This window comes from Eleftheria terrae (genome assembly GCF_030419005.1).
Taxonomy (GTDB): Bacteria; Pseudomonadota; Gammaproteobacteria; order Burkholderiales; family Burkholderiaceae_C; genus Caldimonas; species Caldimonas terrae.
The window spans coordinates 2,156,797-2,183,699 of sequence record NZ_CP106951.1; the positions used below are offsets into that span (position 1 = coordinate 2,156,797).

A 26,903-nucleotide genomic window follows, 5' to 3' on the forward strand; every position below is an offset into this window, starting at 1 on the left:
AAGGCAAGCCCGCATGGACCTCCTGCTTCCCCCGTCCCAGCTGCTGGCCGCCTTCGCTGCCGCCAGCCTGCTGCTGGCCGTCACTCCCGGGCCCGCGGTGGTCTACATCGTCACCCGCACGCTGGCCCAGGGCCGGGCGTCGGGCCTGGCCTCGGTGCTGGGCGTCGCGGTGGGCAACCTCGGCAATGCGCTGGGCGCGTCGCTGGGCCTGGCGGCCCTGTTCGCGGTGTCCTCGGCGGCCTTCACCGCGGTCAAGTGGGCCGGCGCGGCCTATCTGGTCTACCTGGGGGTGCAGGCGCTGCGCGCCCCGGCGGCCGTGCGGGACGGCAACCCCACACCGCCGCCGCCCGCCTCGCGCGCCCGCTTGTTCCGCGACGGCTGCCTGGTGGCCCTGCTCAATCCCAAGACCACCCTGTTCTTCGCCGCCTTCCTGCCGCAGTTCATGTCCGCCAGCGCGCCGGCGATGCCGCAGGCAGTGCTGCTCGGCAGCCTGTTCGTGCTGCTGGCGGCCTGCACCGATGCCTGCTACGTGGCGCTGGCTGCCACGCTCGCACCGCTGCTGCGCCAGCACGGCGGGCGGCGGCCCTGGGGCCGCTGGCTGGCCGGCGGCACCTACATCGGCCTGGGCCTGCTGACCGCCTTGAGCGGCCGCTCGCCCACCAAATGAGGCGCTCGGCTATGCTTGCCCGCCTGTCAATGCGCCCCTCCAAGGCTTGCCCTCCATGCTGACCGTCAACAAACTCCTGCCCCAAGGCCAGGGCCTGGCCCCCGTGCTGCTCAAGCGCGCCACCCAGGTCGAACTCGACTGGGACGTGCGCCAGAAAAGCCGCTTCGACGCCACCGACTCCGCCGGCCGCACGCTGGGCGTCTTCCTGCCGCGCGGTACCGTGGTGCGCGGCGGCGACGTGCTGGTGGCCGAGGACGGCTCGCTGATCCGCGTGCTGGCCGCGCCGCAGCCGGTGCTGCTGGTCAGCCCCTGCCGCGAGCACGGCTCGCCCTTCGACCTGCTGCGCGCGGCCTACCACCTGGGCAACCGCCATGTGCAGCTGGAGCTGCAGCCCGACCACCTGAAGCTCGAGCCCGACCATGTGCTGGCCGACCTGCTGCGGCAGATGCACCTGGAGGTCGCGCCCGCGCAAGCCGCGTTCGAGCCCGAGGCCGGCGCCTATGCCGGCGGTGGCCACGGCCATTCCCATGAGCACGGCCATGCCCACGCACCGGCCGCCGAGCCGCAGCCGGTGAAGATCCATGTGCACGGCCCCCAGTGCCGCCACGACCACGCGCATCCGTCGGCTCACGTCCAGCATGCCGGCCACGGCCATCCGGCCCAGCCGGCCGCGGCCCCCCATGTGCACGGCCCGCACTGCCGACACGGCCACGACCACTGACAGGAGCGCATGAGCCACCCGCCGACGGCCGCGACGGCCGGCCCCGCGTCCCCGGCCACGCTGCTGCAGCTGATGTGGCTGGCCTCGCCGGCCCTGCCGGTGGGCGGCTTCAGCTACTCGGAAGGGTTGGAAACGGCTGTGGACAGTGGCCGCGTCGCCAGCGAGGCGCAGGCCGGCGACTGGTTGCTCGACCAGCTGCACCTGGCCCTCGCACCTTGCGACCTGCCCGTGGTGGCCGCCGCCCTGCCCGCCTGGCAGGCCGATGACGGCGAACGCCTGGCGGCGCTGAACCGCTGGGTGGCGATGACGCGCGAATCGTCGGAGTTGCGCCAGCAGACCGAGCAGATGGGCCGCTCGCTCGGCGAGTGGCTGCGCCACCGGGGCACCGAGCCGGCGCGGCTGGCCAGGCTGCTCGGGCTCGCGCCGGCACCCAGCTGGCCGGTGGCCTTCGCGCTGGCAGCCAGCCAAGCCGGCGCCACCCCCCGCGACGCCTTGCTGGCCTTCGCCTTTGGCTGGGCCGAGAACATGGTGCAGGCCGCCATCAAGGCAGTGCCGCTCGGGCAGTCGGCCGGCCAGCGCATCCTCGGCCGGCTGGCCGACGCGCTGCCGCAGGTGGTCGATGCCGCGCTCGCGCTGCCCGAGGCCGGGCGCCAGGCCCATGTGCCGATGCTCGCCATCCTGTCCTCGCAACACGAAACCCAGTACTCGCGACTGTTCCGCTCATGACCGCACTGCATGCCATTCCGGGACGAAGCAAACCCCTGCCGCCGCTGCGCGTCGGCGTCGGCGGGCCGGTGGGCTCGGGCAAGACCACCCTGCTCGAGATGCTGTGCAAGGCCCTGCGCGAACGCTACGACCTGGTGGTGGTCACCAACGACATCTACACCAAGGAAGACCAGCGCCTGCTGACGGTGGCTGGCGCACTCGAGCCCGAGCGCATCATGGGCGTGGAGACCGGCGGCTGCCCGCACACCGCCATCCGCGAGGACGCCTCCATCAACCTGGAGGCGGTGGACCGCATGCTGGCCCGCTTCCCCGACGCCGACATCGTCTTCATCGAAAGCGGCGGCGACAACCTGGCCGCCACCTTCAGCCCCGAGCTGTCGGACCTGACCATTTACGTCATCGACGTCGCCGCCGGCGAGAAGATCCCGCGCAAGGGCGGCCCCGGCATCACCAAGAGCGACCTCTTCGTGATCAACAAGACCGACCTGGCGCCCCACGTCGGCGCCGACCTGTCGGTGATGGAAGCCGACACCCGCCGCATGCGGCCCAACCGGCCCTTCGTGATGACCAACCTGAAGCAGCTCAGCGGGCTGGCAGAGGTGATCGAGTTCATCGAGACGAAGGGCTTGCTGCGAGCCGGTTGAGCCGATGCCCCATGCAGGCCGGCCGGGGCGAGCCGCCCGGGGCCGACCGTCGAGGGCCGCCCCTCACGAGCGGGTGGCCGGCGGCCCTCGCCGGTTTGCGGCATCATGAACGCCATGCCCACCTACGCCTGGTCCTGCCACGCCTGCGGAAAAAGCCATGGCAGCCTGTCGGAAGCCTGCTCGACCTGCGGCTGCCCGGCCGCGGCCACCTCGCGCCAGATCGACACCGCCCGTGCCCGGCACATCGAGCGAGGCGGCCAGCTTCAAGGGCAAGCCGGCCTCGATGCCGCCAGGGACCTGTCGGCCGTGGAGGTGCTGCTGCGGCCCCTCGCATTTCTGATATTGGGCGGATGGTGGCCCGCCCGCCGGTCGCCGCCGCCTGCCGAACGGTCCTGAGCCGGCAGGCACACCCGCCGGGCCGGTACACCAACGACAAGAGGCCCCGCAGGGCCTCTTGCCTCATGCCGCTGCGGCACCAGCCGCGGCGCGCCTCAGCGCAGCGCGCCCGCCTGGCTGCGCAGCGTCTGCACCGCGCCGTGGCCGATCGCCGCGCCGAAGCGCTTGACCAGCCGCTCCGCCACGTTCTCGCGCGGGGTGTAGTCGATGACTTCTTCGGCCTGCACCACCTCGCGGGCCACGTAGTCCAGCGAGCCGAGCTTGTCCACCAGGCCCAGCTCGACCGCCTGCTGGCCGTTCCAGAACAGGCCCGAGAACATCTCCGGCGTCTCCTTCAGCTTCTTGCCGCGGCCTTCCTTCACCACGCCGATGAACTGCTGATGAATCTGGTCGAGCATGGCCTTGGCAAAGGCCTTCTCCGCGTCCGACTGCGGCGAGAAGGGATCGAGGAAGCCCTTGTGCTCGCCGGCGGTGAGCAGGCGGCGCTCCACGCCGAGCTTGTCCATCAGGCCGGTGAAGCCGAAGCCGTCCATCAGCACGCCGATGGAGCCGACGATGGAGGCCTTGTCGACATAGATCTCGTCGGCCGCCACCGCGATGTAGTAGGCGCCCGAGGCACAGACCTCTTCGACCACCGCATACACCTTCTTCTTGTGCAAGGCCTTCAGGCGGCGGATCTCCTCGTTGATGATGCCGGCCTGCACCGGGCTGCCGCCCGGCGAGTTGATGCGCAGCACCACCGCCTGCGACCCGGCGTCCTCGAAGGCGCTGCGCAGCGCCGACAGCAGGTTCTCGGCACTCGCCTCGCTGTCCACGGCGATCTCGCCGCGCACATCGATCAGCGCCGTGTGCGGACCGGTCTGGGTGTTGGTGGCCACCCGCTGCGAGTAGGCCAGCAAGACCATCGCCAGGCCCAGCAGCAGCCAGGCGAGCCGGAAGGCAATGCGCCAGCGGCGCTCGCGGCGGCGGTCGTCCAGGTAGGCGCGCGCCAGCTGCGCGATCAGTGCGCTGTCGCCCGAAGAAGCCGGCGCCGCGGGCGGGGTCGCCGGAGTGTGGTCACGCAAGCCGGGCTCATGGCCAGGATCGATGGAGCTCATGGTGTCCCTGGGGAAGAAGGTGGAAAGCGGCCGGACGTCGGCCGGCGAAGCCCGCCACCGCGCGACGGCCGCCAGGGGCAGTCAGTCGGGGAAGGCAGGCTGGACGTCGGCAGAAGGATACCAATAGACCTTGCCGTCCCGCTCATCAACCTTCACCTCGATCAGCTTCCCGCCGGGGCACGGCCCGCCGGCGCAGCGGCCGTCACGCGGGTCGTAGATGGCGCCGTGGATGGCGCACATGATCCACTCGCCGCTATCGTCCAGGAAATGGTCCGGCTGCCAGTCCATCTCGGCCGGCACATGGGCGCAACGGTTCACATAAGCCACCGGCCGGCCGTCGAAGCGCAGCGCGAAGGCACGGGCCGGGTGGTCCCACAGCTGGATGTCGAAGGACACGGCCAGGCCGCGCTCCTGCAGTGCGCTGCCTTCGCACAGCTCCAGGCCGGTGTCGGCGGGGTGCCCCGCCAGGGGAGGATGGTTCATGCGTGCTCCTGCAGCCACTGGTGCAGCTCTGCCACCGAGTGCGCGACGAAGCGCGGCTGGTAGTCCTTGAAAAACGCCGGCTCATGGGCGCCGTAGCTCACCGCCAAGCTCGCCGCGTCGGCATTGAGCGCCATCTGCAGGTCGTGCGTGGTGTCGCCGATCATCAGCGTGCGCTCCGGGTCCACGCCGAACTCGCCCATCAGCTCCTGCAGCATGCGCGGATGCGGCTTGGGCAGGGTGTCGTCGGCGGTGCGGGTGCTGTCGAACACGCCGCGCAGCTGCACCGTGTCGAGCGCCTCGTTGAGGCCGCGCCGCGACTTGCCGGTGGCGATCGCCACCCAGTGGTGGCGGGCCTTGATGGCATCCAGCATCGGCAGCACGCCCTCGAACAGCGTCAGTTCGTGCTGGCGGGCGAAGTAATGGTGACGGTAGCGCTGGATCAGCGCCTCGTACTGCCGCGGCGGCAGGCCCGGGATCAGGTGGGCCAGCGCCTCGTACAGGCCCATGCCAATGACATAGGCGGCGTCCCGGTCGGCGGGCAGCGGCACCTGCAGGTCGAGGCAGGCGGCCTGCAGGCTCTTGACGATCAGGGCGGTGGAATCGAACAAGGTGCCGTCCCAATCGAAGACGATCAGGTCGAACTGGCGCGGTCGGTGGTCCATCATGGTGTCTCGTGGCCGGCGGCGTCCAACGCCGCCAGCAGGTCTTGGCATTCGGGAGGCAGCGGCGCTTCCAGCTGCACCGTCTCGCCACTGGCCGGATGCTCGAAGCGCAGCAGCCGGGCGTGCAGGAACATGCGGTCGAAGCGGCAGCCGGGCACCGCCTCGCCGCGCGCCAGCGCCTTGTTCAGCGCGAAGTCGCCGTATTTCTCGTCACCGGCGATCGGATGGCCTTCATGCAGCAGGTGCACCCGGATCTGGTGCGTGCGGCCGGTCTTGATGGTCACGTCGAGCAGCGAATAGCCGTTCAGTTCGCGCGCCACCTTCACCAGCGTGATCGAGCGGCGACCGGCCTCTTCCTCACCGTCGGCCACCGCGCGCACGCGGCGTTCGCCGTCGCCGGTGAGGTATTTGTGCAGCGGCACGTCGATGACGCGGCGGCTGGCCGGCCAGCGGCCGATGACCAGCGCCGCATAGGTCTTGCCGGTCTCGCGCTGGCGGAACTGGTCCTGCAGCGCCGTCAGCGCACGGCGCTTCTTGGCCACCAGCAGGATGCCCGAGGTTTCCTTGTCGAGCCGGTGCACCAGCTCGAGGAACCGTGCCTCGGGTCGCGCCCGGCGCAGCTGCTCGATCACGCCATGGCTGACGCCGCTGCCGCCGTGCACCGCGACGCCGGCCGGCTTGTTGACCGCGATCAGGTGATCGTCCTCGAACAGCACCGGGAATTCGCGCGCCGGCACGGGCGCCGCGGGCGGCTTCTCGGCCACGCGCACCGGCGGTACACGCACCTCGTCGCCCAACGCCAGGCGGGTGTCGGCCGACGCGCGCCCCTTGTTGACCCTCACCTCGCCGCTGCGCACGATGCGGTAGACATGGGTCTTGGGCACACCCTTGAGGGTCTTGAGCAGGAAATTGTCCAGCCGCTGGCCCGCCGAGCCTTCGTCGATCACCAAGCGCTGCACCGCGGGTGCGGCCGCCGGGGCCGGCGCGGCCGCCACCGACCGCTGGCTGCGCGCCGCCGGGCGGCCGCCTGCCGCCGCCGGCACCGCTGGCGGCGCGGTTTCAGCACGGTTCCACTGGCGCGACCGTTTCACCCCTATAATCCGTTGCACCACGTTTGCGTTGTAAGTGTTTGATTTTCAAGAGTTTACCTGCCGCTTTCCCGAATCTGATCGGAAAGGTGGGGGCAACACGGGCAGCCAAGGTGGTTTAACAGGTCTTTTTCGTCAAGAAGTTGCAGGACGAAGGACTTGTACAAACGGTGATGCAACGCAGGCCAGTCAAGCGGGCCGTTTCCCAAGGTGAAGCGGCGGCCGAGAGCAACCTGCGGCAGAGCGAACGTCGAAAGAACCCAAGAACAAGGTTTCCGGCAGCAGGCCGGTCACGCTTGGCGCCCGCAGGCCCTGCGCCCGCGCGGTCCCCCGAGCGCCCGCCTGTCGCCCGCTCCAGAGACTCCCCCACGGATGCTGTCCCCCTTCTCCGAGCTTTCCCCCCTGCCAGGCGCCCTTCCGGACGTGACCCCGGATGCGGCGCCTGCTCGGCCTGGCGTGCCGTGCACTGATGTGCGCCGCACCGGGAAGGAGTCGGGGGGCGACCGGGCCGTCCTTTACAAAAAGGGCGTTGTCTTGCGGATGCACGCGCCAACGCTGTCTTCGTGATCCTTGCGGTCATGACAGTCCAGGGCGATTCCTTCCGGTTCCTCCACGTCACTCGTGCATCGATGAGCCGCCCCTGGACCTGAACCCTCCGGGCGGCGGCATGTTGATATGCCGGAGGCCGTGCGCGGTCGCCGGCAGGAGGAGTGCACATGAAACGCATGCTGATCAATGCGACGCAGCCTGAAGAGCGTCGCCTGGCCATCGTCGATGGCCAGAAACTGCTCGACTTCGAGACCGAAATCGAAGGCCGCGAGCAGCGCAAAGGCAACATCTACAAGGCGGTGGTCACCCGCGTCGAGCCGTCCCTGGAAGCCTGCTTCGTCGACTACGGCGAGGACCGCCACGGCTTCCTGCCCTTCAAGGAAATCTCGCGCCAGTTCTTCAAGGAAGGCGTCGACGTCCGCAACGCCAAGATCTCCGACGCCATCCGCGAGGGCCAGGAACTGCTGGTGCAGGTCGAGAAGGAAGAGCGCGGCAACAAGGGCGCGGCCCTCACCACCTTCATCTCGCTGGCCGGCCGCTACCTGGTGCTGATGCCCAACAACCCGCGTGGCGGCGGCGTCTCGCGCCGCATCGAGGGCGAGGACCGCGAGGAACTGAAGGACGCGCTGGACCAGCTCAACTACCCCAAGGGCATGAGCCTGATCGCGCGCACCGCCGGCATCGGCCGCAGCGTCGACGAGCTGCAGTCCGACCTCAACTACATGCTGAAGCTGTGGACCGCCATCGACGGCGCCGCTTCGGCACGCAAGGGCGCCTTCCTGATCTACCAGGAATCGTCGCTGGTGATCCGCGCGATCCGCGACTACTTCACCGCCGACATCGGCGAAATCCTGATCGACACCGACGACATCTACGATCAGGCGCAGCAGTTCATGAACCACGTGATGCCGGACAACGCCGGCCGCGTGAAGCGCTACCGCGATGACGCGCCGCTGTTCAGCCGCTTCCAGATCGAGCACCAGATCGAGACCGCCTTCGCCCGCACGGTGAACCTGCCGTCCGGCGGCGCGATCGTGATCGACCACACCGAGGCGCTGGTGTCCATCGACGTCAACTCCGCCCGCGCCACCCGCGGCGGCGACATCGAGGAAACCGCCACCCGCACCAACCTCGAAGCCGCCGACGAGATTGCGCGCCAGATGCGCCTGCGCGACCTGGGCGGCCTGATCGTGGTGGACTTCATCGACATGGAAGAGTCGAAGAACCGCCGTGAAGTGGAAACCCGGCTGCGCGACGCGCTGCGCCAGGACCGCGCCCGGGTGCAGTTCAGCTCCATCTCCAAGTTCGGCCTGCTGGAGCTGTCGCGCCAGCGCCTGCGCCCGGCGCTGAGCGAAGGCTCGCACATCACCTGCCCGCGTTGCAACGGCACCGGCCACATCCGCGACACCGAGTCCAGCGCGCTGCAGATCCTGCGCATGGTGCAAGAGGAGGCGATGAAGGAAAACACCTTCGCCGTCCACGTGCAGGTGCCGGTGGAGGTGACCTCCTTCCTGCTGAACGAAAAGCGGATGGAGATCAACAAGATCGAATTCAAGCAGAGCGTGAAGGTGCTGCTGGTGCCCAACAAGCACCTGGAGACGCCCAACTACAAGCTCGAACGCCTGCGCCACGACGACCCACGGGTGGAGAACCTGCAGGCCAGCTACTCGATGATCGAGGAGCCCGACGACGAGGTCGGCATCACGCGCCGCGAGAAGAGCAAGCCCAAGCAGGAGCCGGTCATCAAGGGCCTGCTGCCCGAGCCGCCGCTGCAGTCCACGGCGCCCGCCCGCGCCGAGCCGGCGCCCGCGCCCACCCCGGTGGCCGCCGCCACGCCGCCGGCCCCGGTGCCCGCGCCGGTGCCCGCGCCCGCGCCGGCGTCGGGTGGCTTCTTTGGCTGGCTCAAGAAGCTGTTCGGCGCTCCCGAGGCACCGGCGCCGGTCCCTGCGCCAGCCCCCGCGCCGACGGTCGCCGCACCGGCACCGGCCGTGGCCAAGGAAGGCCAGGACAACCGTCGCCGCGGTGATCGCGGCGGCGAACGCGGCGAGCGCAAGGACGGCGACCGCCGCGGCGGCCGCGACCGGGCTGGCCGAGAGGGTGGCCGCGACGAAGCGGGCCGCGAGGCACGCCGCGGTGAGCCGCGCGGTGAAGGCCGCACGGAAGGCCGGGGTGAAGGTCGCGGCGAAGGCCGTGGCGAGGGTCGCGGCGAAGGCCGCGATCGCAACCGGGACGGCCAGCAACGCGGCCGCGCCGGCGAGCAGCGCGTCGAGGCCCTGGCCGGTGCGGACGCCGGTGCCGAGGCACCGCGCAAGGAACGCGCTCCGCGCGACGGCGGCCGCAGCGGCGAGCCGCGCGAAGCCGGCGCCGCCCAGGACGGCCGTCCCGCCCGCGGTGAAGGTCGCCGGGGCCCGCGTCCCGAGCGTGAAGCCGGCCTGCCGGCGGAAGCGCCCGAAGCCATGGAACCGCACGGCTTTGCCGACACCGTCCCGCAGGAAGGCACCCTCGAGGGCGCGGACGAGCAACAACGCGAAGGCCGTCGCCGCCGCCGTGGCGGCCGCGGGCGCCGGGAGCGCGAAGGCGCCGAGGGCGTCGACGCCGTGAACGCCGGCGAAGCGGGTCTGGACCCGGTCGCCGGGCCGGAGGCCGACGCGGCCCTGGCCAGCGCCACCGAGGACACCGGCAGCGACAGCACGGCCGCCCCCGAGGGCCAGCCCGAGGAAGGCACCGCCCGTGATGGCGAAGGCCGCCGCCGTGGCCGGGGCCGTGACCGCTATCGTCGTGAGCGCCGTGAGCAAGACGGCGCGGAAGACGCCGCCGTGGTCGTCACCGAAGCCCAGGTGGTCGAAGGCGAACCCGCCACCGTGCAGGACGCGGCGCTGGCCGTCGCCGCCGAGCCGACCGGCCTGCCGCCCGCCGCGGCGCCCGTGGCTGCCCAGCCCGCACCCGCGCCGGCGCCTGTCGCCGCCCCGGTCCAGCCCTTCGTGCTGGCCCTGGACGAGTTGCAGCAGGTGGCCGCCCAGGCAGGCCTGGAATGGGTGCATTCCGACGCCGACAAGGTGCGTGCCGTCCAGGACAGCCTGGCACGGCAACCGCAGCCGGTGCGCGTCCCGCGCGAGCGCAAGCCGGTGGTGGCGATCGACGACGGCCCGCTGGTGCTCGTCGAGACCCGCACCGACCTCGCCGAGCTGGCCCTGCCCTTCGAGACCAAGGCCGGCCCGCAGTGACCGGCCTGGCCGGCCCCGGCGGGCCGGCCAATCCAGAGTCGCCAAGACAAACGCCGCCTCGGGCATTGCCCGGGCGGCGTTTTTTTCATGCACTCGGCGCGGCCGGGCCGCGCCGCGCGACGGAGCTCAGGGCAGGCGGGCCAGGGCCTGCTGGTAGGCCGGCTGCAGCATCAGGTCGTCCCACACCAGCGGCGCGGTTTGCGGCAGCAGGTCGAGCCGGCGCGCCTCGCTGTCGGCGCTGGCCTGCCAGCGGCCCTCGGCCAGGGCCTGCTGCAGGCCGTCCAGCAGTTCGTCCACCGCAGCGCCGCCGTCCAGCGACTGGTTGCACAGCAGCACCAGGTCGCAGCCGGCATTGAGCGCGGCCAGCGCGCCGTCCAGCGTGCTGCCGGCCACCTTGGCGCCCTGCATGCTGAGGTCGTCGCTGAAGATGGCGCCGGTGAAGCCCAGCCGGGTGCGCAGGATGTCCTGCAGCCAGCGGCTGGAGAAGCCGGCCGGCTGCGCGTCCACCTTGGGATAGATCACATGGGCCGGCATCACCGAGCCGAGCGAGGTGCTCAGCCATTCGTAGGGCTTGGCGTCGTCGGCCAGGATGGCCTTCAGCGAGCGCTTGTCGACCGGCACGTCCACGTGCGAGTCGGCCGCCACGAAGCCATGGCCGGGAAAGTGCTTGCCGCAGGACTGCATGCCCGCGCGCAGCAGCCCGTGCATCACGCTCTTGGCCAGCAGCGTGGCCACCCGCGCATCGCGATGGAAGGCCCGGTCGCCGATCACGCCGCTCGGGCCGTGGTCGAGGTCGAGCACCGGCGTGAAGCTGAAATCGACGCCGCAGGCGCGCAGCTCCGACGCCAGCACGTAGCCACAGGCCGTCGCCGCGTCGGTGGCCACCATGGCGTCCTGCATCCACAACTCGCCCAGCACCCGCATCGGCGGCAGGTGGGTGAAGCCGTCGGTGCGAAAGCGCTGCACGCGCCCGCCTTCATGGTCCACGCAGATCAGCACGTCGGGCCGCAGGCGCTTGATCTCGGCGCACAGCTCGGTGAGCTGCTGGCGGCTCTGCCAATTGCGCGAGAACAAAATCAGCCCGCCGGTGAGCGGATGCTGCAGCCGGCGCCGGTCGTTGTCGTCCAGCGTGGTGCCGGCAATGTCGATCACGACGGCGGCGTGGTCGGGTCCCTGGGGTTCGTTCATCGGTTCATTCTTTCGTTTCAACCACCACGAAGCTGGCGGCATAGTCGGATTCGTCGGTGACGCTGAGGTGGGCCTGCAGGCCGCGTGCCGCGAACCACTCGGCCAGTCCCCGGTGCAGCCGGATCTCGGGCTTGCCGCTCGGTGCCTTGACGACCTCGCAGTCGCGCCAAGTCATCGGCATGCGCATGCCCAGGCCGATGGCCTTGGAGAACGCCTCCTTGGCCGAGAAGCGGGTCGCCAGGTAGCGCACGCCGCGCGCCGGCACCTTGGCCAGCCGCTGGTGGAACACCTCGATCTCGTGCGGCCCCAGCACCTTCAGCGCAAACCGCTCGCCATGGCGCTGCAGCGCCGCCTCGATGCGGCGGATGTCGCAGATGTCGGTACCGATGCCGTAGATCATGCGCGCGGGTCGCGGGCGCGCACCGCCTCGGCCTTGAAGTCGGCAATGGCCTGGCGCAGGCCGACGAACACCGCATGCCCGATCAGCGCGTGGCCGATGTGCAGCTCGCTCACCTCGGGCAGCGCGGCCACGGCCGCCGTACTGCTCGGAAACGGATGCGGCGCGGGCCGGTCCCACACGGCCAGGCCGTGGCCGGCGTTGGTCTGCAGGCCCAGTGCACGGCCGCGGCGCAGGCCGTCCTTCAGGCGCTGCAGCTCGCTGGCCATCCCGCCCTGGTCCTGCGCCCACCAGGCATTGGCATAGGCGCCGGTGTGCAGCTCGACGCAGGGCGCACCGGCGCGGGCGCTGGCCTCGATTTGGGCGGCGTCGGCGCCAATGAAGAGCGAGACCCGGCAGCCGGCCGCCGCGAGCCGGCCGCAGGCCTCCTTCACGCGGGCGAACTGGCCGACCACGTCGAGGCCGCCTTCGGTCGTCACTTCCTGGCGGCGTTCGGGCACCAGGCAGACGTGCTCGGGACGCACCTGCTCGATCAGCGCCAGCATCTCGTCGGTCACCGCCGCCTCGAAGTTCAGCGGCACCCGCAGCGCCGCCTTCAGGCGGGCCACGTCCTCGTCCCGGATGTGGCGGCGATCCTCGCGCAGGTGGAAGGTGATGATGTCGGCGCCCGCCTCCACGGCCAGTTCCGCCGCGGCCACCGGGTCGGGAAACCGACCGCCCCGCGCGTTGCGCAAGGTGGCGACATGGTCGATGTTGACGCCCAGCAAGGGCGCGTTCGAGGCTCCGGCGAAGATCATTTCTGCTGCAACTCCATCATCAGTTGCCGCGTGCGAAGCACGGGCGTCCCGAGATGATAGTGAAGCAGCAGACGCAACGCGCTCTTGAGTCCCGGCAAGGCGCCGGTACAGGCCTGCTGGGTGGCCAGCAGCGAGCCGGCGTCCAGGGCTTCCTGCAGCGCCGCCAGCGTGGCGCCGTCGACCGCAGCCGGTTCACCCAGGCGGGCGGGCCGCACGCCGAATTCGCCATGCAACAGGTAGCCTTTCTCGGGCCGCACCGGCTCCAGCGTCATCGTCACCACGCCCAGCTCCGGCAGCACGCCCAGCTGGCGCAGCAAAGTGAGCTCGAAGGCCCGCAGCGCCGCCTGCACCAGCTGTTCGTCACCGCTCGGCAGGTGCGGCAGGGTCTGCGCGTAGGCGTCGAACAGCTGCGGATGCGCATCGCCCCGCGCGAGCAGCTTCATCAGCAGTTCGTTGAGGTAGAAGCCGGTCAGCAGCGCCGCGCCGGTCAGCATGGCGCCGCCGCCGGCCCACTCGGCCGCTTTCAGGGTGTGCACCTCGGCGCTGTGCTCGTCGCGACTGCCGAAGCTCGCCGAGATGCGCTGGAACGGCAGCAGCACCGCCCGCAGTTGCGAGTACGGCCGCTTGGCGCCCTTGGCCACCACCGCGACCCGGCCATGCTCCCGGGTGAAAAGGTCGAGGATCAGGCTGGTCTCGCTCCAGTCGTAGCGATGCAGCACATAGGCTGGCTCGGCCGTGACCCGGAAGCCCGGACGTGCCGAGGCACTGCGACCCCGCGAGGCGGCCATGGCCGGTCAGCCTGCCCTTGCGGCAGCGTCACTCGTAGCCATAGCTGCGCAGGCGCTGCTCGTCATCGGCCCAGCCGGAGCGGACCTTGACCCACAGTTCGAGGAAGACCTTGCCGTCCATCAGGGTCTCGAGTTCCTGGCGGGCTTCGGAGCCGATGCGCTTGAGCCGCTCGCCGCCCTCCCCGATGACCATGCCCTTGTGGGCGTCGCGCTCCACCACGATGGTGGCCGAAATGCGGCGCAGCGCGCCTTCTTCCTCGAACTTGTCGATCACCACGGTCGAGGTGTAGGGCAGCTCGTCACCGGTGAGGCGGAACAGCTTTTCACGCACGATCTCACTCGCCAGGAAGCGCTCACTGCGGTCCGTCAGCGCATCCTCGTCATGCCACCACGGCTGATGCGGCAGGTAGGGGCGCACGATCTCCAGCAGGCGCTGCACGTCCTCGCTGCGCTTGGCGGTCAGCGGGACGAACTCGGCAAACGGGTGGCGTTCCTGCATGTCCTTCAGCCAGGGCGCCAGCTCGGCCCGGCGCAACACCTTGTCGAGCTTGTTGGCCACCAGGAAGACCGGCTTGCCCTCAGGCACCAGCGACAGCACCTTGGCATCGTCGAGCCCGAAGCGGCCCGCCTCCACCACGAACAGCACCACGTCCACGTCGCTCAGCGAGGACAGCACCGCGCGGTTGAGGGTGCGGTGCAGCGCGTTGCCGCGCTTGGTCTGGAAGCCCGGCGTGTCGACGAAGATGAACTGCGAGTCGCCCACCGTGCGGATGCCGGTGATGCGGTGGCGGGTGGTCTGCGCCTTGCGGGAGGTGATGCTCACCTTCTGGCCGACCAGCGCGTTCAGCAGGGTCGACTTGCCGACATTCGGCCGTCCGACGATGGCCACCATGCCGCAGCGCTGCTCGGGGGAAGGGGTGGCGGGGTCACCGGCCGGCGGCACGGGGGGAAGATCGACGTTCACGTTGGCAATCCATCGCAGCGGATGCTGCATTGCGAGATTCGGGGCGTTCAGCGGCCTGCTGATGCCTTCAGTGTAGCGAGCACGGCCTGTGCTGCCACTTGTTCGGCGGCGCGGCGCGAGGCACCTTCGCCTTGGCCTGCGACGGCCAGCGCCGGCACCGTGCAGCTGACCACGAACTGCTGCTGGTGCGCATGGCCGCGTGTCGCGACGATGGCATAGGTCGGCACTGCCAGCTTGCGCGCCTGCAGCCATTCCTGCAGTTCGGTCTTGGCATCCTTGGCACCGCTGCGCAGGTCGGGTTCGGTCAGCACCGGGGCAAACAAGCGCTGCACCACGGTGCGGGCCGCCTCGAAGCCGCCGTCCAGGTAGATGGCGCCGAACACGGCCTCCACCGCATCGGCCAGGATGGAGGGGCGCTGGGCGCCGCCGCTGCGGGCCTCGCCCTCGCCCAGCCGCAGGCAGCCTGGCAACTCAAGGAGCAACGCGATGCGGTGCAAGGAGTCCTGCTTGACCAGATTGGCACGCACGCGGGAGAGGTCGCCCTCGTCCGAGCCGCCGAAGCGTTCGTAGAGCAAGCCGGAGATGGCCAGGCCCAACACCGAGTCGCCGAGGAATTCGAGCCGCTCGTTGTGGTCGGCGCCGAAGCTGCGGTGCGTCAGGGCGCGCGACAGCAGCGCCGGGTGGCGAAACCGGTAGTCCAGCCGGCGCTCGAGCGCCTTGGCAGCCTCGGTCACGGCCGGGCCGCCTCCGCGGCCGCCAGGGTGGCCGGCACCGGGCTAGGCAGCGATGTCATTCAGAGCTGCCCGAGTACTTGATGAGCAGGTACACCGGCTCGACCAGCACGACTTCCTTGTCGTAAGCGAACCTCACCACCACCTTGTCGTTCACCTTGGTGATTTCGAGGTCGCCGCTGGAGACGGCGTCCATATTGCTTTCGACCGCCTTCTGCTTCTCGAAGGCCATGCGGATCTCGGGCACCGAGGTACCGCCTTCCTGGGCGACCTTGTGAACGGCCCGCTTGATGGCCCAATACTCCGTCAGCGTCGGGAAAACCTTCATCGCGACGAGTGCGACGATGCCGACCAGGATGGCCCAGAACAGCAGGCCCATCATGGTCACGCCACGTTGCTGGCGTCGACGGATACGGGATGCAGGCGTCATGTGTGGTGCTCCTTGAGCATGTTGTTCTTGCCCCTCAGGCGGGCTTCAGTGGAATGACCCGATGCGGCCGAGATTACCCAAATTCATCCAGACCACAAAGGCCTTCCCGACGATGTTTTCGTCCGGCACAAAGCCCCAGTAGCGGGAATCCTGAGAATTGTCACGGTTGTCGCCCATCATGAAGTAATGGCCGGGGGGCACCTTGCAGGTCACGCCCTCGCCGGTATAGCGGCAGTTTTCCTTGAATCGGAAATCGGTCGCCCCGGCCACGAAGGGCGGGGCTTCCCGGGTCGTCAGGATGCTGTGCTCGACCTGGCCCAGCTTCTCGGTGAACCGCTGGCGGTAGCGCGCATCGTCCTCGTCGTAGTACTCGCCCTGTGCCGTGGTCGGCACCGGCTGCCCGTTGATGAAGAGGCGCTTGTTCAGGTAGGCCACCTCGTCGCCCGGCACGCCGACCACCCGCTTGATGTAGTCGATGCGCGGGTCCTCGGGGTAGCGGAACACCATCACGTCGCCACGCTGCGGGTCGTTGTTGGCGATGATCTTCTTGTTGATCACGGGCAACCGGATGCCGTAGTGGTACTTGTTCACCAGGATCAGGTCGCCCACCAGCAGGGTCGGCACCATGGAACCCGACGGGATCTTGAACGGCTCGAACAGGAAGGAGCGCAGCAGGAAGACCGCGCAGATGACCGGAAACAGCCCCGCCGTCCAGTCCAGCCACCATGGCTGCATCAGCAGGCGACTGCGCGCCTCCTCGACATGGGCCGGGTTGTCGACTTGCGTGATGCCCTGGCGGGCCAGTTCACCCTGGCGCTCAGCCTGCTGCGCCTGCAGCGCCGCGGCTGCACGCTCGCGGGCCGGCCGGAAGCGATAGCGCTCGGCCAGCCAGAAGCCCAGCGTCACGAGGGTCAGAATGAACAGCAGCAGCGAGAAATTGCCGTGCCATTCGCCGAGATACCAGCCACCGAGGTAAACGGCCAGGCAGGCGTACAAAGCTCCAGTGAGCAGTCCCATCCAAGCTCCAGTAAGAGTGGGAATCAGAAGTGGCAACGACCGGCACGGCAAGGCGCCGTCACCGGTGCGCCGCCGACCGGCCGTCCAACGGCCGGCGCCACTGGCCGGCGGCAGGCCACGGCATGCAGGCAGCGCATCGCTCAGTCGTCGACCTGAAGGATGGCAAGGAAGGCTTCCTGCGGCACCTCGACACTGCCGATCTGCTTCATCCGCTTCTTGCCGGCCTTCTGTTTCTCCAGCAGCTTGCGCTTGCGGGAGATGTCGCCGCCGTAGCATTTTGCCAGCACGTTCTTGCGCAGCGCCTTGATGGTCTCGCGCGCGATGATGTTCGCGCCGATGGCCGCTTGGATCGCCACGTCGTACATCTGGCGGGGGATTTGCTCGCGCATCTTGGCTGCCACCGCGCGGCCGCGGAACTGGCTCTGGCTGCGGTGCACGATGATGGACAGCGCGTCGACGCGATCGCCATTGATCAGGATGTCGACCTTCACGACATCGGCCGCACGGTATTCCTTGAACTCGTAGTCCATCGAGGCATACCCGCGCGAGACCGACTTCAGCTTGTCGAAGAAGTCGAGCACGATCTCGGCCAGCGGCAGCTCATAGGTCAGCATGACCTGGCGACCGTGGTAGGCCATGTTGATCTGCACGCCCCGCTTCTGGTTGGCCAGCGTCATCACCGGGCCGACGTAGTCCTGCGGCATGTACAGGTGCACCGTGACGATCGGCTCGCGGATCTCGCGGATGCGGCCCAGGTCCGGCATCTTCGAGGGGTTCTCCACCTGGATCACCTCGCCGCTGTTGAGCTCGACTTCATAGATCACGCTGGGCGCGGTGGTGATCAGGTCCTGGTCGAACTCGCGCTCCAGCCGCTCCTGCACGATCTCCATGTGCAGCAGGCCCAGGAAGCCGCAGCGGAAACCGAAGCCCAGCGCCTGCGACACCTCCGGCTCGAAGCGCAGCGAGGAGTCGTTGAGCTTCAGCTTCTCGAGCGCGTCGCGCAGCTGGTCGTATTCGCTCGCCTCGGTCGGGTAGAGCCCCGCGAACACCTGGGGCTGGATTTCCTTGAAGCCCGGCAGCGGCTCGGCGGCGCTGCCCAGGTTGTTGGGCAGCTTCTTCTCGAGCGTGATCGTGTCGCCGACCTTGGCTGCCTGCAGCTCCTTGATGCCGGCAATGACAAAGCCCACCTCGCCGGCCTTCAGCACGTCGCGCGGCAGCGACTTCGGCGTGAACACGCCCAGCTGCTCGGCGTTGTAGACGGCATTGGTCGCCATCATCTTGATGCGCTCGCCCTTCTTCAGCTCGCCGTCCACCACCCGCACCAGCATCACGACACCGACATAGTTGTCGAACCAGGAGTCGATGATCACCGCCCGCAGCGGCGCGTCGGTCTTGCCGCGCGGTGCCGGCATGCGCTGGATGACCGCTTCCAGGATGTCGTCGATGCCCTCGCCCGTCTTGGCGGAGCACGGGATGGCGTCGGTCGCGTCGATGCCGATGACGTCCTCGATCTCGGACTTGGCGCGGTCCGGGTCGGCCTGCGGCAGGTCCATCTTGTTGAGCACCGGCACCACTTCCACACCAAGATCCAGCGCGGTATAGCAGTTGGCCACCGTCTGCGCTTCCACGCCCTGGCTGGCATCGACCACCAGCAGCGCGCCTTCACACGCCGACAGGGAGCGGCTCACTTCGTAGCTGAAGTCGACGTGACCGGGCGTGTCGATCAGGTTCAGGTTGTAGACCTTGCCGTCGCGCGCGGTGTACTGCAGCGCTGCGGTCTGGGCCTTGATGGTGATGCCGCGCTCGCGCTCGATGTCCATCGAGTCAAGCACCTGGGCTTCCATCTCGCGATCGCTCAGACCACCGCATCGCTGGATGAGGCGGTCGGCAAGCGTCGACTTGCCGTGGTCGATGTGGGCGATGATGGAGAAGTTGCGAATGTGGTTCATGAGAGCGAGCTAGAGGCTCATGCGAGCGTCGTGGTGGTGCCCACCACCGGTGGGCGCGCGGCACTGCGCGCGCAGCAGGATGCCTGCGGCGGGACCGGCCCGCCGAGACCTAAAAAAAAGGCGCGTCGAATCGGCGACGCGCCTTCCAACAAAAAGGTATGGCAACTGCTTTGTTGGACCTTCATTGTAGCCAAAAGCCCCCGACAGAGAACCGCAGTCGGACACCCGGGTAGCACGTTGCACCTCGCCAACAGCACAGTTTATAAACAGCTTGTCCACAGCGCGTTGTGGACTGTCTGGGGATAGTTGCAAAGCGGCGCCACTACTGCCGAAGCGGCGGTGTAAAGCCGCTGCGCTTCCCGACGATTTTATCGAAAGCGGCCGGGAATCGCCGCTTCTCAAAAAATGTTTGTGGGCGCACACAAACATCTAAAGTCGAACTTATCAACATCGGCGCTGCGGCACACCGAGGACCGAAGCGGCTGCTTATTGCACAACATGAAAAAACCCGACAACTGGGTCGGTTGCCGGGTGTTGCCAAAGTGACGCATTGACGAGAGGCGGCGCAGGCCGCCTCCTGGTCAGCGGGCTGGACGAATCACGGCGTACTGGGCCCACTCGCCGCGGCGGAACAAGATGTTGAACGGCTTGCTGCGATCCATGCGGGCCAGCACCGCCTCGAACTGCCGGGCGTCCTTGATTTCGGTATTTGCCACTGCCAGGATCACGTCGCCCTCCCGCAAGCCCGCCCGCGCGGCGACGCCCTCGGCGGCATCGACACGCACGCCACCGCGCAGGTTGAGTTCGCGCTGCTGGGCTTCGGTGAGCTCGCTGACCACCAGGCCGATGCTTTGGGTCGCGGCACCGGCGCCCGGGCTGCTGGAACGCGGCTCGCCGGCAGATGCCCGGCGGGGGCGGTCCTGCTCGAACTCCGCCACCAGCACGGTCAGGTCGCGGTAGCTGCCGCGCCGGAAGACCTGCAGGCCCAGCTTGCTGCCCGGCTTGCTGTTGCCGACGATGCGCGGCAGGTCGGCCGCACGTTCGATCGGTTTGCCATCGAAGCGGGTGATGATGTCGCCCGCTTCCACGCCGGCCTTCTCCGCCGGGCCGCCGGGCTCCACGCTGCGCACCACGGCGCCGATGGGCTTGCCCAGGCCGATGGACTCGGCGACTTCCTTCGTCACCTGGTCGATCTGCACCCCGATGCGGCCGCGAATGACCCGGCCGGTGGCGCGCAGCTGGTCGGCCACCCGCATCGCCTCGTCAATCGGGATCGCGAACGAAATGCCCATGAAGCCGCCAGAGCGGCTGTAGATCTGAGAATTGATGCCCACCACCTCGCCTCGCAGGTTCAGCAGCGGACCGCCTGAATTGCCCGGGTTGATGGCCACGTCGGTCTGGATGAACGGCAGGTAGTCGCCGGTGTCGCGCTGCTTGGCGCTCACGATGCCGGCGGTCACCGTGTTGTCGAGGCCGAAGGGCGAGCCGATGGCCATCACCCATTCACCGACCTTGAGCTTGCCCACATCGGCAATGCGCACGGCCGGCAAGCCGGCCGCATCGATCTTCACCACGGCGACGTCGGTGCGCTTGTCGGCACCGACGATCTTGGCCTTGAACTCGCGCTTGTCGGTGAGGGTGACATAGACCTCGTCGGCGCCTTCGACCACATGGGCGTTGGTCATCACGAAACCGTCGGCGGTCAGGATGAAGCCGGAGCCGACGCCACGCGGCTGCTCTTCCTCGGGCGCCGGCTTCGAGCCGCGCCGCGGGTCCTGCCGCGGCATCGGCTGGCCCGGCATCGGCACACCGAAGAACCGCCGGAAGAACTCCTGCATGTCTTCATCCATCTGTGGGCCGGCACCCTGGGATGCGCGGGCTCGCTCGGTGGTGCGGATATTGACGACGGACGGGCCGACCCGCTCCACCAGCTCGGTGAAGTCGGGCAGCTCGCGTCCCGGCTGGGCCAGGCTGGGCGCCGGCAGGGCCAGCACCAGGCTGGCGGTCGCGATGAGGGCGGCCAAGGCAGGGCGAAGCGAGGGCCACCGTCCACGAGTACGGGTTCTAGCAGTCATCAGTCACCTCAAGGAGAAACAGGCTGCGGAGCGCCGCAGCAGATCACGGCGAGCGCCTTACTTCTTGCGCTCCAGGCCCTGCACGAACAGTCGCAGGGTGGTCGGGGGCACTTCGCCCACCGCGGTGATCCACCAATCCTGGTAGCGCCGCGACAGGGTTTGCGTGGCCCCCATGTTCATCAGCATCTCGGCGCGATGCCGCCCGGCGTCGTAGGGCTCCACAAAGATCGAGACATGCGCCAGTCCGTCCGAGAAGATGCTCTGCAGCAGCTGGTGCGGCGGCGCACCGGCCGGGCGGCCGGCCGGCTCGTTGCCGAGCTCCCGCTTCACGCAGTTGACGTGCCGGAAGCCCGGCACCTTGTGCTTGTAGACCCAGCCTTCCTGTTCGTAGGTGGTCTTGCTGAGGGCCGGCCGATCGACCCGATAGCCCTCGAGCCGCTTCATCGGCTGGATCACCGCCTCGGGCTGCGGCTTCACGCCGATGTCCACATCCGAGAACGCGGACGACTCCAGCACTTCCTCCTCGCCGTTGAGCACCTCGGCCCGCAGCAACAGGCCGCTGACCTTCTCGGCCCACAGCCGGTAGCCATAACGATAGCCGTCACGCGGGCGCACCAGCAGCACGTCGGCCTCATGCCCCGCCACCCGCTCGCCGCCCTGCTGGCGCATCTCGTAGTGGTCCCAGAGGCGGTCGCCGTCGGTATGCAGCAGGGCCGGGAAGCTGCGGAGCGTCTCCCGATGTTCCAGCACCGCCACCTTGGAGGCGGGCCAGACGGTGGCCACCAGGTCGTTGTGCCGGAACACGCGGCGCATCTGGCCGTCGAGCGACTCGATGCGCTCGTACTGGTTCACGCCGTCACAGTAGTGGGCAATGCGCGAACTGGCCACCTGGCCACCGGCGCTGACGACGAAGGTGCCACGGAAGTTGCGCTGCTGGGCCGCTTCATGGATGCGCAGCAGCCAGCTGCGCACTTCCGCCCGCTGCACGGGAACGTCCTGGGTCTGCGCCAGGGCCTGGAAGCTCATGAAGGCGGCCATCCCCAGGCAGAGCCAGGGAGCGAACCAGCGTCGCGCTTGCATCGGGCTCGCTTGCATAGGGATCATTCAGCGCTTCGGACCTTCATAGGTGGAGCTGCGCAGGAACCCGGACGGCACACCGAGTGCGGAACTGCCGGCGAATTCCTTGTGCGCGTTCAGGTATTGGTCGAGCCGGGCATCGCGCAGCAGCGCGCCATTGCCAACGATGAGGGCAGGCTCGGCGGCATCGGCCGATGCCGAGGCCGACAGCGCCACCGGCTGGAGCGCCGACGCGGCCGACGAAGCTTGCGCCAGTTGCGCACCCTCGCCGGCCCCCGGGGGCACCGACAGCCGGGTCACGACCAGCACACCAGCCACCGCCATCACACCTGCCACGGTGGCCATCGGCGCCACCCAGGATCGGCGCCGCGCCGGCACCGGGGTGCCGTTGGCGACCTGCACCGACGGCTGAAGCAGCTGGGGCTGCGCCGCCACCGGGGCCGCCATGGGGGCGACCACCACCGGTTCTGCGGCCAGCCGCTCGCGCAGGCGGCTGAGGAAGACGTCGTCCCGGCCGCTGCCGCAGAGGTCTTCCGAGCGCATCACGTCGCCGATCAGGTGATAGGCATGCCAGGTTTCACAGGTTCCGGCGCGCGCACGCGCATCGTCCCGCCAGGCCGACAAGGCCAGGTGCAGTTCGTCGGCCGAAGCCTCGCCGTCGCTCAGCGCCGAAAGGCGTTCACGGGCTTCGGCGCTCAGGCCGCCTACTCGCAATCGATCCATAGACATCACTGCACTCCTCACTCACCAACGCCTGCCGTCCGGCGTGTCCAACAGCGGCCGCAAGCGCTCGGCAATGGCCTCGCGGGCACGAAAGATACGCGAACGGACTGTTCCGATCGGGCAATTCATCACTTCGGCGATCTCGTCATAGCTCAGGCCTTCGATCTCGCGCAGGGTGATGGCCTGGCGCAGATCCTCGGATAGCGCCTCGATCGCTGCGTTCACCGTCGAGGCGATTTCCTTGCTCGCAAGCACGGCCTCCGGTGTTTCACCATCGCTTAGTTCGTTCTCGACGCGGGAAGTTTCGTCTTCGTCGTCAGCCGACGACAACGCCGTCTCGGTCACCAGCGGATCGCGCTTGAGTTCGACCAGCGACTTCTTCGCGGTGTTGACCGCGATGCGGTAGAGCCAGGTGTAGAACGCGCTCTCACCACGGAACTGCGGCAAAGCCCGGTAGGCCCGGATGAAGGTTTCCTGGGCAATGTCCTGGATCAGGTCGGCATCGCGCACCATGCGGGCGATCAGGCGCTCGATCTTGCGCTGGTACTTGATCACCAGCAGCTCGAAAGCTTTCTGGTCACCGCGCTTGACGCGCTCAATCAACAAGACATCGGCGTCAGCGCTCATCCGTTGCGGGCTTCATTGCGGCCAGGGGGTCGGCCACGTGAGTGGGCGAATATAACGCACGGCGCAGGGCATGCCAGGCGAGCCCCGCCTGGGCGGCCTGCAACGGCAGCCAGGCGTCGCGCCCGCGAGCCCGGCCCGGTTCGGCCTGGGGCCGCAACCGCAGCAGCATCCACCCTTGCAGGTCGGCCACCACCTCTGCCCGGCCGCGATACAGCGGAGCATCGGGCTCCGCCAGGGACTGCCAATGCCAGCAGGCGCCGTCCCAGCGGAGGCGCAGGCCGGGCCGGCGCCACTCGGCGAGCACCGGCCAGCACACCAGCAGGACCGCCGCCGCAGCCGCCACCATGCCGAGGCCTGCCGGCATCCGGGGCCACACGCCGGACAGCCAGGCCATGCCAGATGCCAGTGCCGCAAGCGCCAGCACCGACACCATCACCCGGCAACGGATGCCCGGCTGGACCGTCAGCTCGAGTGCAGGTGCCGTGCGCATGCGGCGGCACGCTGTTGGCAAACGACCTCAGACTCGCTTGAAAACCAGCGAGCCGTTGGTGCCACCGAAACCAAAGTTGTTCTTCAGCGCCACGTCGATCTTCATCTCCCGCGCGGTGTTTGCGCAGTAGTCCAGGTCGCACTCGGGATCCTGGTTGAAGATGTTGATGGTCGGCGGCGACACCTGGTGATGCAGGGCCAGCACCGTGAAGGCCGACTCGATGCCCCCCGCGCCACCGAGCAGGTGGCCGGTCATGGACTTGGTCGAGTTCACCACCAGGCTGCGGGCAGCATCGCCAAACGCCGCCTTGATGGCATTGGTCTCGTTGACGTCGCCCAGCGGTGTGGACGTGCCGTGCGCATTCAGGTACTGCACCTGGTCGGCATTGATGCCGGAGTTGCGCAGTGCCGCCTGCATGGCCCGGCGCGGGCCCTCCACGTCGGGCGCCGTCATGTGGAAGGCATCGGCGCTCATGCCAAAGCCGGACAGCTCGGCGTAGATCTTGGCGCCGCGCTTCTTTGCGTGCTCGTATTCTTCGAGCACCAGCACGCCGGCACCCTCGCCTAGCACGAAGCCGTCGCGGTCCTTGTCCCAGGGGCGCGAAGCCGTCTTGGGATCGTCATTGCGGGTCGACAGGGCCCGTGCAGCCGCGAAGCCACCCACGCCCAGGGGCGAAACGGTGGATTCGGCGCCGCCGGCGATCATCACGTCGGCGTCACCGTATTCAATCAGGCGGCCTGCCTCGCCAATGCAATGCAGGCCGGTCGTGCAGGCGGTCACGATCGCCAGATTCGGCCCCTTGAAGCCGTACTGGATCGACACATGCCCGGAGATCATGTTGATGATGGACGCCGGCACGAAAAACGGCGAGATGCGCCGCGGGCCGCGGTTGGTCATCTCGGCGTGGGTTTCCTCGATCATCGGCAGGCCGCCGATGCCCGACCCGACCAGGCAGCCGATGCGCTCAGCCAGTTCCTCGCTCAGTGCATCGCCGGTGGGCAGGCCGCTGTCCCGCACCGCCTGTATGGAAGCCGCCAATCCGTAATGGATGAAGGTGTCCATGTGGCGGGCGTCCTTGCCCGGGATGTAGTCCTCGATGTTGAAGCCCCTCACCTCACCCGCGAAACGGCAGGAGAGGCTGCTGGCATCGAACTTGGAAATGCTGTCGATGCCGGACTTGCCAGCAAGGAGATTGGACCAGGACTCGGCCACCGTGTTGCCCACGGGGGTGACAAGGCCCAGGCCGGTCACGACGACACGACGACGGCTCATGCGCTGGAATACTCTGTTCGGTCGGGAACCAGGGGGCCGATCAGGCCTTCTGGTGCTTCAGGGCGTAGTCGATGGCGAGTTGCACCGTGGTGATCTTCTCTGCCTCTTCGTCGGGGATCTCGATGCCGAATTCGTCTTCGAGAGCCATCACGAGCTCGACGGTGTCCAGCGAATCGGCGCCCAGGTCGGCCACGAATGCCTTCTCGTTGGTGACTTCGCCCTCAGCCACGCCGAGTTGCTCGGCAATGATCTTTTTGACGCGTGCTTCGATATCGCTCATGACTCCTCCAGGAGGTTTTCAAAAACAGCCCGTGATTTTACGGCCGATGCGGAGGCAGCTCGAAGTGCTCCGTCAAGCCGTGAACCCGGACGGGCTCTAGCCGGTTCGGCGCCGCGTTGCGGCGCTCAGTTCATGTACATCCCGCCGTTGACGTGCAACTCGGTGCCCGTCACGTAACCGGCCTGCGGCGACGCGAGGAAGGCCACCGCATGTGCGATGTCCTCGGCACGGCCGAGCCGGCCCAGCGGAATCTGCCCCATCAGCGCTTCAGTCTGCTGCTGCGACAGGGCCTTGGTCATGTCGGTCTCGATGAAGCCGGGCGCGACACAGTTCACGGTGATGCCTCGGCTGCCCAGCTCACGCGCCAGCGAGCGCGTCATGCCTGCCACGCCGGCCTTGGCCGCTGCGTAGTTGGCCTGGCCGGGGTTGCCGCTTGCGCCCACCACCGACGTGATGTTGACGATGCGCCCGTAGCGTTGCTTCATCATCGGCCGGATCACTGCACGGCTCAGGCGGAACACCGCCTTCAGGTTGGTGTCGAGGACCGCGTCCCAGTCATCGTCCTTCATGCGCATCGACAGGGTGTCGCGCGTGATGCCGGCATTGTTCACCAGCACATGCAGCGCGCCGAATTCCTTGACGATGCCATCGACGGCCGCCTCGACGCCCGCGGCGTCGTTGACGTTCAGGCACAGGCCCCGGCAGCCGGCAAAGGCGCCGAGCGTGTCGCCAATGGTCGCTGCGCCGGCCTCGGACGTCGCCGTGCCCACCACCTTCATGCCCTTGCGCGCGAGCTCCAGCGCAATGGCGCGGCCGATGCCGCGTGTTGCGCCGGTGACCAGCGCCACCTGGCCGGTGCTGTCGATTTCGTTCATTGCAGCCCCCCCTTCACCTCGGCGAGCGACGCCGGGTCATAGACCGTGCCGGTGGTCAGCTCGGCATCGATGCGTTTCACCATGCCGGCCAGGACCTTGCCCGGACCGCATTCGTACACCTGTCGAAGGCCACGGGCCTTGAGCGCCTGGATGGTCTCCACCCAGCGCACCGCGCCATAGGCCTGACGATACAGTGCATCGCGGATGGCGGCCGGCTCGGTCTCGATCCGCACGTCCACATTGTTGAGGACGTCGATGCCGCCCGCATTGAAGTTGGTGCTTGCCAGCCGTTCGCGCAGCCGCACGGCGGCCGGCTCCATCAGGCTGGAATGGAAAGGCGCGGACACCGGCAGCGGCAACGCACGCTTGGCTCCCTTGGCCTTCAGCACCTCGCACGCCTTCTCGACCGCTGCCTTGGTACCGGCGATCACCGTCTGCTTGGGATCGTTGAAATTGACCGCCTCGACGGCTTCGCCGACGGCAGCGGCCGCCTCGGCACACCCCTCACGCACCAGCGCGGCGTCAAGGCCGAGGATGGCTGCCATGCCGCCTGTGCCCACCGGCACTGCTTCCTGCATCGCCTGGGCGCGGAAGCGCACGAGCGGCAGCGCATCGGCCAGCGCCAGCGTGCCGGCGGCCACCAGTGCGGTGTACTCGCCGAGCGAGTGGCCGGCCATGATGGCCGGGCGCAAGCCGGTTTCCGCCAGCCAGGCGCGGTAGCAGGCGATGCCCGCGGTCAGCATGACCGGCTGCGTGTTGGTGGTGAGGTCGAGCGATTCCTTGGGGCCTTGCGCGATCAGCTGCGCGATGTCTTGCCCCAGGGCGTCGGAGGCTTCCTGCAGGGTCTCACGCACGGCCGGGTGGTCGCCCCAGGCATCGAGCATGCCGACGGATTGCGATCCCTGGCCGGGAAACACGAAGGCGAATGGACTCATCTCGGTTCAGTCGTTGAATCGGAGCGGGATG

At 68.6% G+C, this 26,903-nt stretch carries 28 protein-coding genes; 6 read left to right on the forward strand and 22 right to left on the reverse strand.

Features of this window, described 5'->3' with window-relative positions:
* The first annotated feature begins 13 nt into the window (after positions 1-13).
* The 5 genes from N7L95_RS09380 to N7L95_RS09400 all read left to right on the forward strand — a co-directional run bounded on the left by N7L95_RS09380 (position 14) and on the right by N7L95_RS09400 (position 3,154).
* Entirely contained in the window at positions 14-667 is a 654-nt protein-coding gene (locus N7L95_RS09380; RefSeq protein WP_301259552.1) for a LysE family translocator, read from the forward strand.
* A gap of 55 nt (positions 668-722) precedes the next feature.
* Positions 723-1,388, forward strand: coding sequence for an urease accessory protein UreE (gene ureE, locus N7L95_RS09385; RefSeq protein WP_301259553.1), 666 nt, complete (start codon positions 723-725; stop codon positions 1,386-1,388).
* A gap of 9 nt (positions 1,389-1,397) precedes the next feature.
* Entirely contained in the window at positions 1,398-2,114 is a 717-nt protein-coding gene (locus N7L95_RS09390; RefSeq protein WP_301259554.1) for an urease accessory protein UreF, read from the forward strand.
* Positions 2,111-2,758 (forward strand): urease accessory protein UreG, encoded by a 648-nt coding sequence (ureG, locus tag N7L95_RS09395; RefSeq protein WP_301259555.1) that lies wholly within the window; start codon positions 2,111-2,113, stop codon positions 2,756-2,758. The genes N7L95_RS09390 and ureG overlap by 4 nt, the downstream gene beginning before the upstream one ends.
* 105 nt (positions 2,759-2,863) lie before the next feature.
* Entirely contained in the window at positions 2,864-3,154 is a 291-nt protein-coding gene (locus N7L95_RS09400) for a hypothetical protein (protein WP_301259556.1), read from the forward strand.
* Positions 3,155-3,249: 95 nt separating this feature from the next.
* Here N7L95_RS09400 and sppA read toward each other — a convergent pair whose 3' ends face one another.
* The 4 genes from sppA to N7L95_RS09420 form a co-directional block, all read right to left on the reverse strand.
* Positions 3,250-4,251 (reverse strand): signal peptide peptidase SppA, encoded by a 1,002-nt coding sequence (gene sppA / locus N7L95_RS09405; RefSeq protein ID WP_301259557.1) that lies wholly within the window; start codon positions 4,249-4,251, stop codon positions 3,250-3,252.
* An 81-nt stretch (positions 4,252-4,332) separates the two neighbouring features.
* Positions 4,333-4,734 (reverse strand): Rieske (2Fe-2S) protein, encoded by a 402-nt coding sequence (locus N7L95_RS09410; protein ID WP_301259558.1) that lies wholly within the window; start codon positions 4,732-4,734, stop codon positions 4,333-4,335.
* Entirely contained in the window at positions 4,731-5,399 is a 669-nt protein-coding gene (locus tag N7L95_RS09415; protein ID WP_301259559.1) for an HAD family hydrolase, read from the reverse strand. Before N7L95_RS09415 ends, N7L95_RS09410 begins: the two co-directional genes overlap by 4 nt.
* Entirely contained in the window at positions 5,396-6,355 is a 960-nt protein-coding gene (locus tag N7L95_RS09420) for an RluA family pseudouridine synthase (protein ID WP_435870095.1), read from the reverse strand. The genes N7L95_RS09415 and N7L95_RS09420 overlap by 4 nt, the downstream gene beginning before the upstream one ends.
* Before the next feature lie 845 nt (positions 6,356-7,200).
* Between N7L95_RS09420 and N7L95_RS09425 the strand changes: the two genes are divergently transcribed.
* A complete protein-coding gene (locus N7L95_RS09425; protein WP_301259560.1) occupies positions 7,201-10,257 on the forward strand; it encodes an Rne/Rng family ribonuclease in 3,057 nt (1,018 codons plus the stop codon).
* 126 nt (positions 10,258-10,383) lie between these two features.
* Here N7L95_RS09425 and nagZ read toward each other — a convergent pair whose 3' ends face one another.
* The 18 genes from nagZ to fabD all read right to left on the reverse strand — a co-directional run bounded on the left by nagZ (position 10,384) and on the right by fabD (position 26,872).
* On the reverse strand, positions 10,384-11,445 hold the full coding sequence (gene nagZ / locus N7L95_RS09430; protein ID WP_301259561.1) for a beta-N-acetylhexosaminidase: 1,062 nt from the start codon (positions 11,443-11,445) through the stop codon (positions 10,384-10,386).
* Between the two features lie 4 nt (positions 11,446-11,449).
* Positions 11,450-11,845, reverse strand: a complete 396-nt coding sequence (acpS, locus tag N7L95_RS09435) for a holo-ACP synthase (protein WP_301259562.1) — start codon at positions 11,843-11,845, stop codon at positions 11,450-11,452.
* On the reverse strand, positions 11,842-12,639 hold the full coding sequence (locus N7L95_RS09440; protein WP_301259563.1) for a pyridoxine 5'-phosphate synthase: 798 nt from the start codon (positions 12,637-12,639) through the stop codon (positions 11,842-11,844). Before N7L95_RS09440 ends, acpS begins: the two co-directional genes overlap by 4 nt.
* The gene (recO, locus tag N7L95_RS09445) at positions 12,636-13,427 is read right to left on the reverse strand and encodes a DNA repair protein RecO (protein ID WP_301259564.1); all 792 of its coding nucleotides are present in this window, start codon (positions 13,425-13,427) and stop codon (positions 12,636-12,638) included. Before recO ends, N7L95_RS09440 begins: the two co-directional genes overlap by 4 nt.
* A gap of 28 nt (positions 13,428-13,455) precedes the next feature.
* Complete coding sequence (era, locus tag N7L95_RS09450) at positions 13,456-14,319, reverse strand: GTPase Era (protein WP_301260112.1); 864 nt, start codon at positions 14,317-14,319, stop codon at positions 13,456-13,458.
* 119 nt (positions 14,320-14,438) lie between these two features.
* On the reverse strand, positions 14,439-15,125 hold the full coding sequence (gene rnc / locus N7L95_RS09455) for a ribonuclease III (protein ID WP_301259565.1): 687 nt from the start codon (positions 15,123-15,125) through the stop codon (positions 14,439-14,441).
* A gap of 55 nt (positions 15,126-15,180) precedes the next feature.
* A complete protein-coding gene (locus N7L95_RS09460; protein WP_301259566.1) occupies positions 15,181-15,552 on the reverse strand; it encodes a DUF4845 domain-containing protein in 372 nt (123 codons plus the stop codon).
* A 45-nt stretch (positions 15,553-15,597) separates the two neighbouring features.
* The gene (gene lepB / locus N7L95_RS09465) at positions 15,598-16,569 is read right to left on the reverse strand and encodes a signal peptidase I (protein ID WP_301259567.1); all 972 of its coding nucleotides are present in this window, start codon (positions 16,567-16,569) and stop codon (positions 15,598-15,600) included.
* Positions 16,570-16,709: 140 nt separating this feature from the next.
* Complete coding sequence (lepA, locus tag N7L95_RS09470; RefSeq protein WP_301259568.1) at positions 16,710-18,518, reverse strand: translation elongation factor 4; 1,809 nt, start codon at positions 18,516-18,518, stop codon at positions 16,710-16,712.
* Positions 18,519-19,099: 581 nt separating this feature from the next.
* On the reverse strand, positions 19,100-20,593 hold the full coding sequence (locus N7L95_RS09475; protein WP_301259569.1) for a DegQ family serine endoprotease: 1,494 nt from the start codon (positions 20,591-20,593) through the stop codon (positions 19,100-19,102).
* A gap of 57 nt (positions 20,594-20,650) precedes the next feature.
* Positions 20,651-21,673, reverse strand: a complete 1,023-nt coding sequence (locus tag N7L95_RS09480) for a MucB/RseB C-terminal domain-containing protein (RefSeq protein ID WP_301259570.1) — start codon at positions 21,671-21,673, stop codon at positions 20,651-20,653.
* A 24-nt stretch (positions 21,674-21,697) separates the two neighbouring features.
* Positions 21,698-22,399, reverse strand: a complete 702-nt coding sequence (locus N7L95_RS09485) for a sigma-E factor negative regulatory protein (protein WP_301259571.1) — start codon at positions 22,397-22,399, stop codon at positions 21,698-21,700.
* A 15-nt stretch (positions 22,400-22,414) separates the two neighbouring features.
* Positions 22,415-23,020 carry an RNA polymerase sigma factor RpoE gene (gene rpoE, locus N7L95_RS09490; protein ID WP_301259573.1) on the reverse strand — a complete coding sequence of 202 codons (606 nt, stop codon included), beginning with the start codon at positions 23,018-23,020 and terminating at the stop codon, positions 22,415-22,417.
* Positions 23,010-23,510 carry a hypothetical protein gene (locus tag N7L95_RS09495; protein ID WP_301259574.1) on the reverse strand — a complete coding sequence of 167 codons (501 nt, stop codon included), beginning with the start codon at positions 23,508-23,510 and terminating at the stop codon, positions 23,010-23,012. Before N7L95_RS09495 ends, rpoE begins: the two co-directional genes overlap by 11 nt.
* Positions 23,511-23,537: 27 nt before the next feature.
* Positions 23,538-24,782, reverse strand: coding sequence for a beta-ketoacyl-ACP synthase II (gene fabF, locus N7L95_RS09500; protein WP_301259575.1), 1,245 nt, complete (start codon positions 24,780-24,782; stop codon positions 23,538-23,540).
* A 40-nt stretch (positions 24,783-24,822) separates the two neighbouring features.
* On the reverse strand, positions 24,823-25,062 hold the full coding sequence (acpP, locus tag N7L95_RS09505) for an acyl carrier protein (protein ID WP_301259576.1): 240 nt from the start codon (positions 25,060-25,062) through the stop codon (positions 24,823-24,825).
* Between the two features lie 125 nt (positions 25,063-25,187).
* On the reverse strand, positions 25,188-25,937 hold the full coding sequence (gene fabG, locus N7L95_RS09510; RefSeq protein ID WP_301259577.1) for a 3-oxoacyl-ACP reductase FabG: 750 nt from the start codon (positions 25,935-25,937) through the stop codon (positions 25,188-25,190).
* A complete protein-coding gene (gene fabD / locus N7L95_RS09515; protein ID WP_301259578.1) occupies positions 25,934-26,872 on the reverse strand; it encodes an ACP S-malonyltransferase in 939 nt (312 codons plus the stop codon). The genes fabG and fabD overlap by 4 nt, the downstream gene beginning before the upstream one ends.
* Between the last annotated feature and the right edge of the window lie 31 nt (positions 26,873-26,903).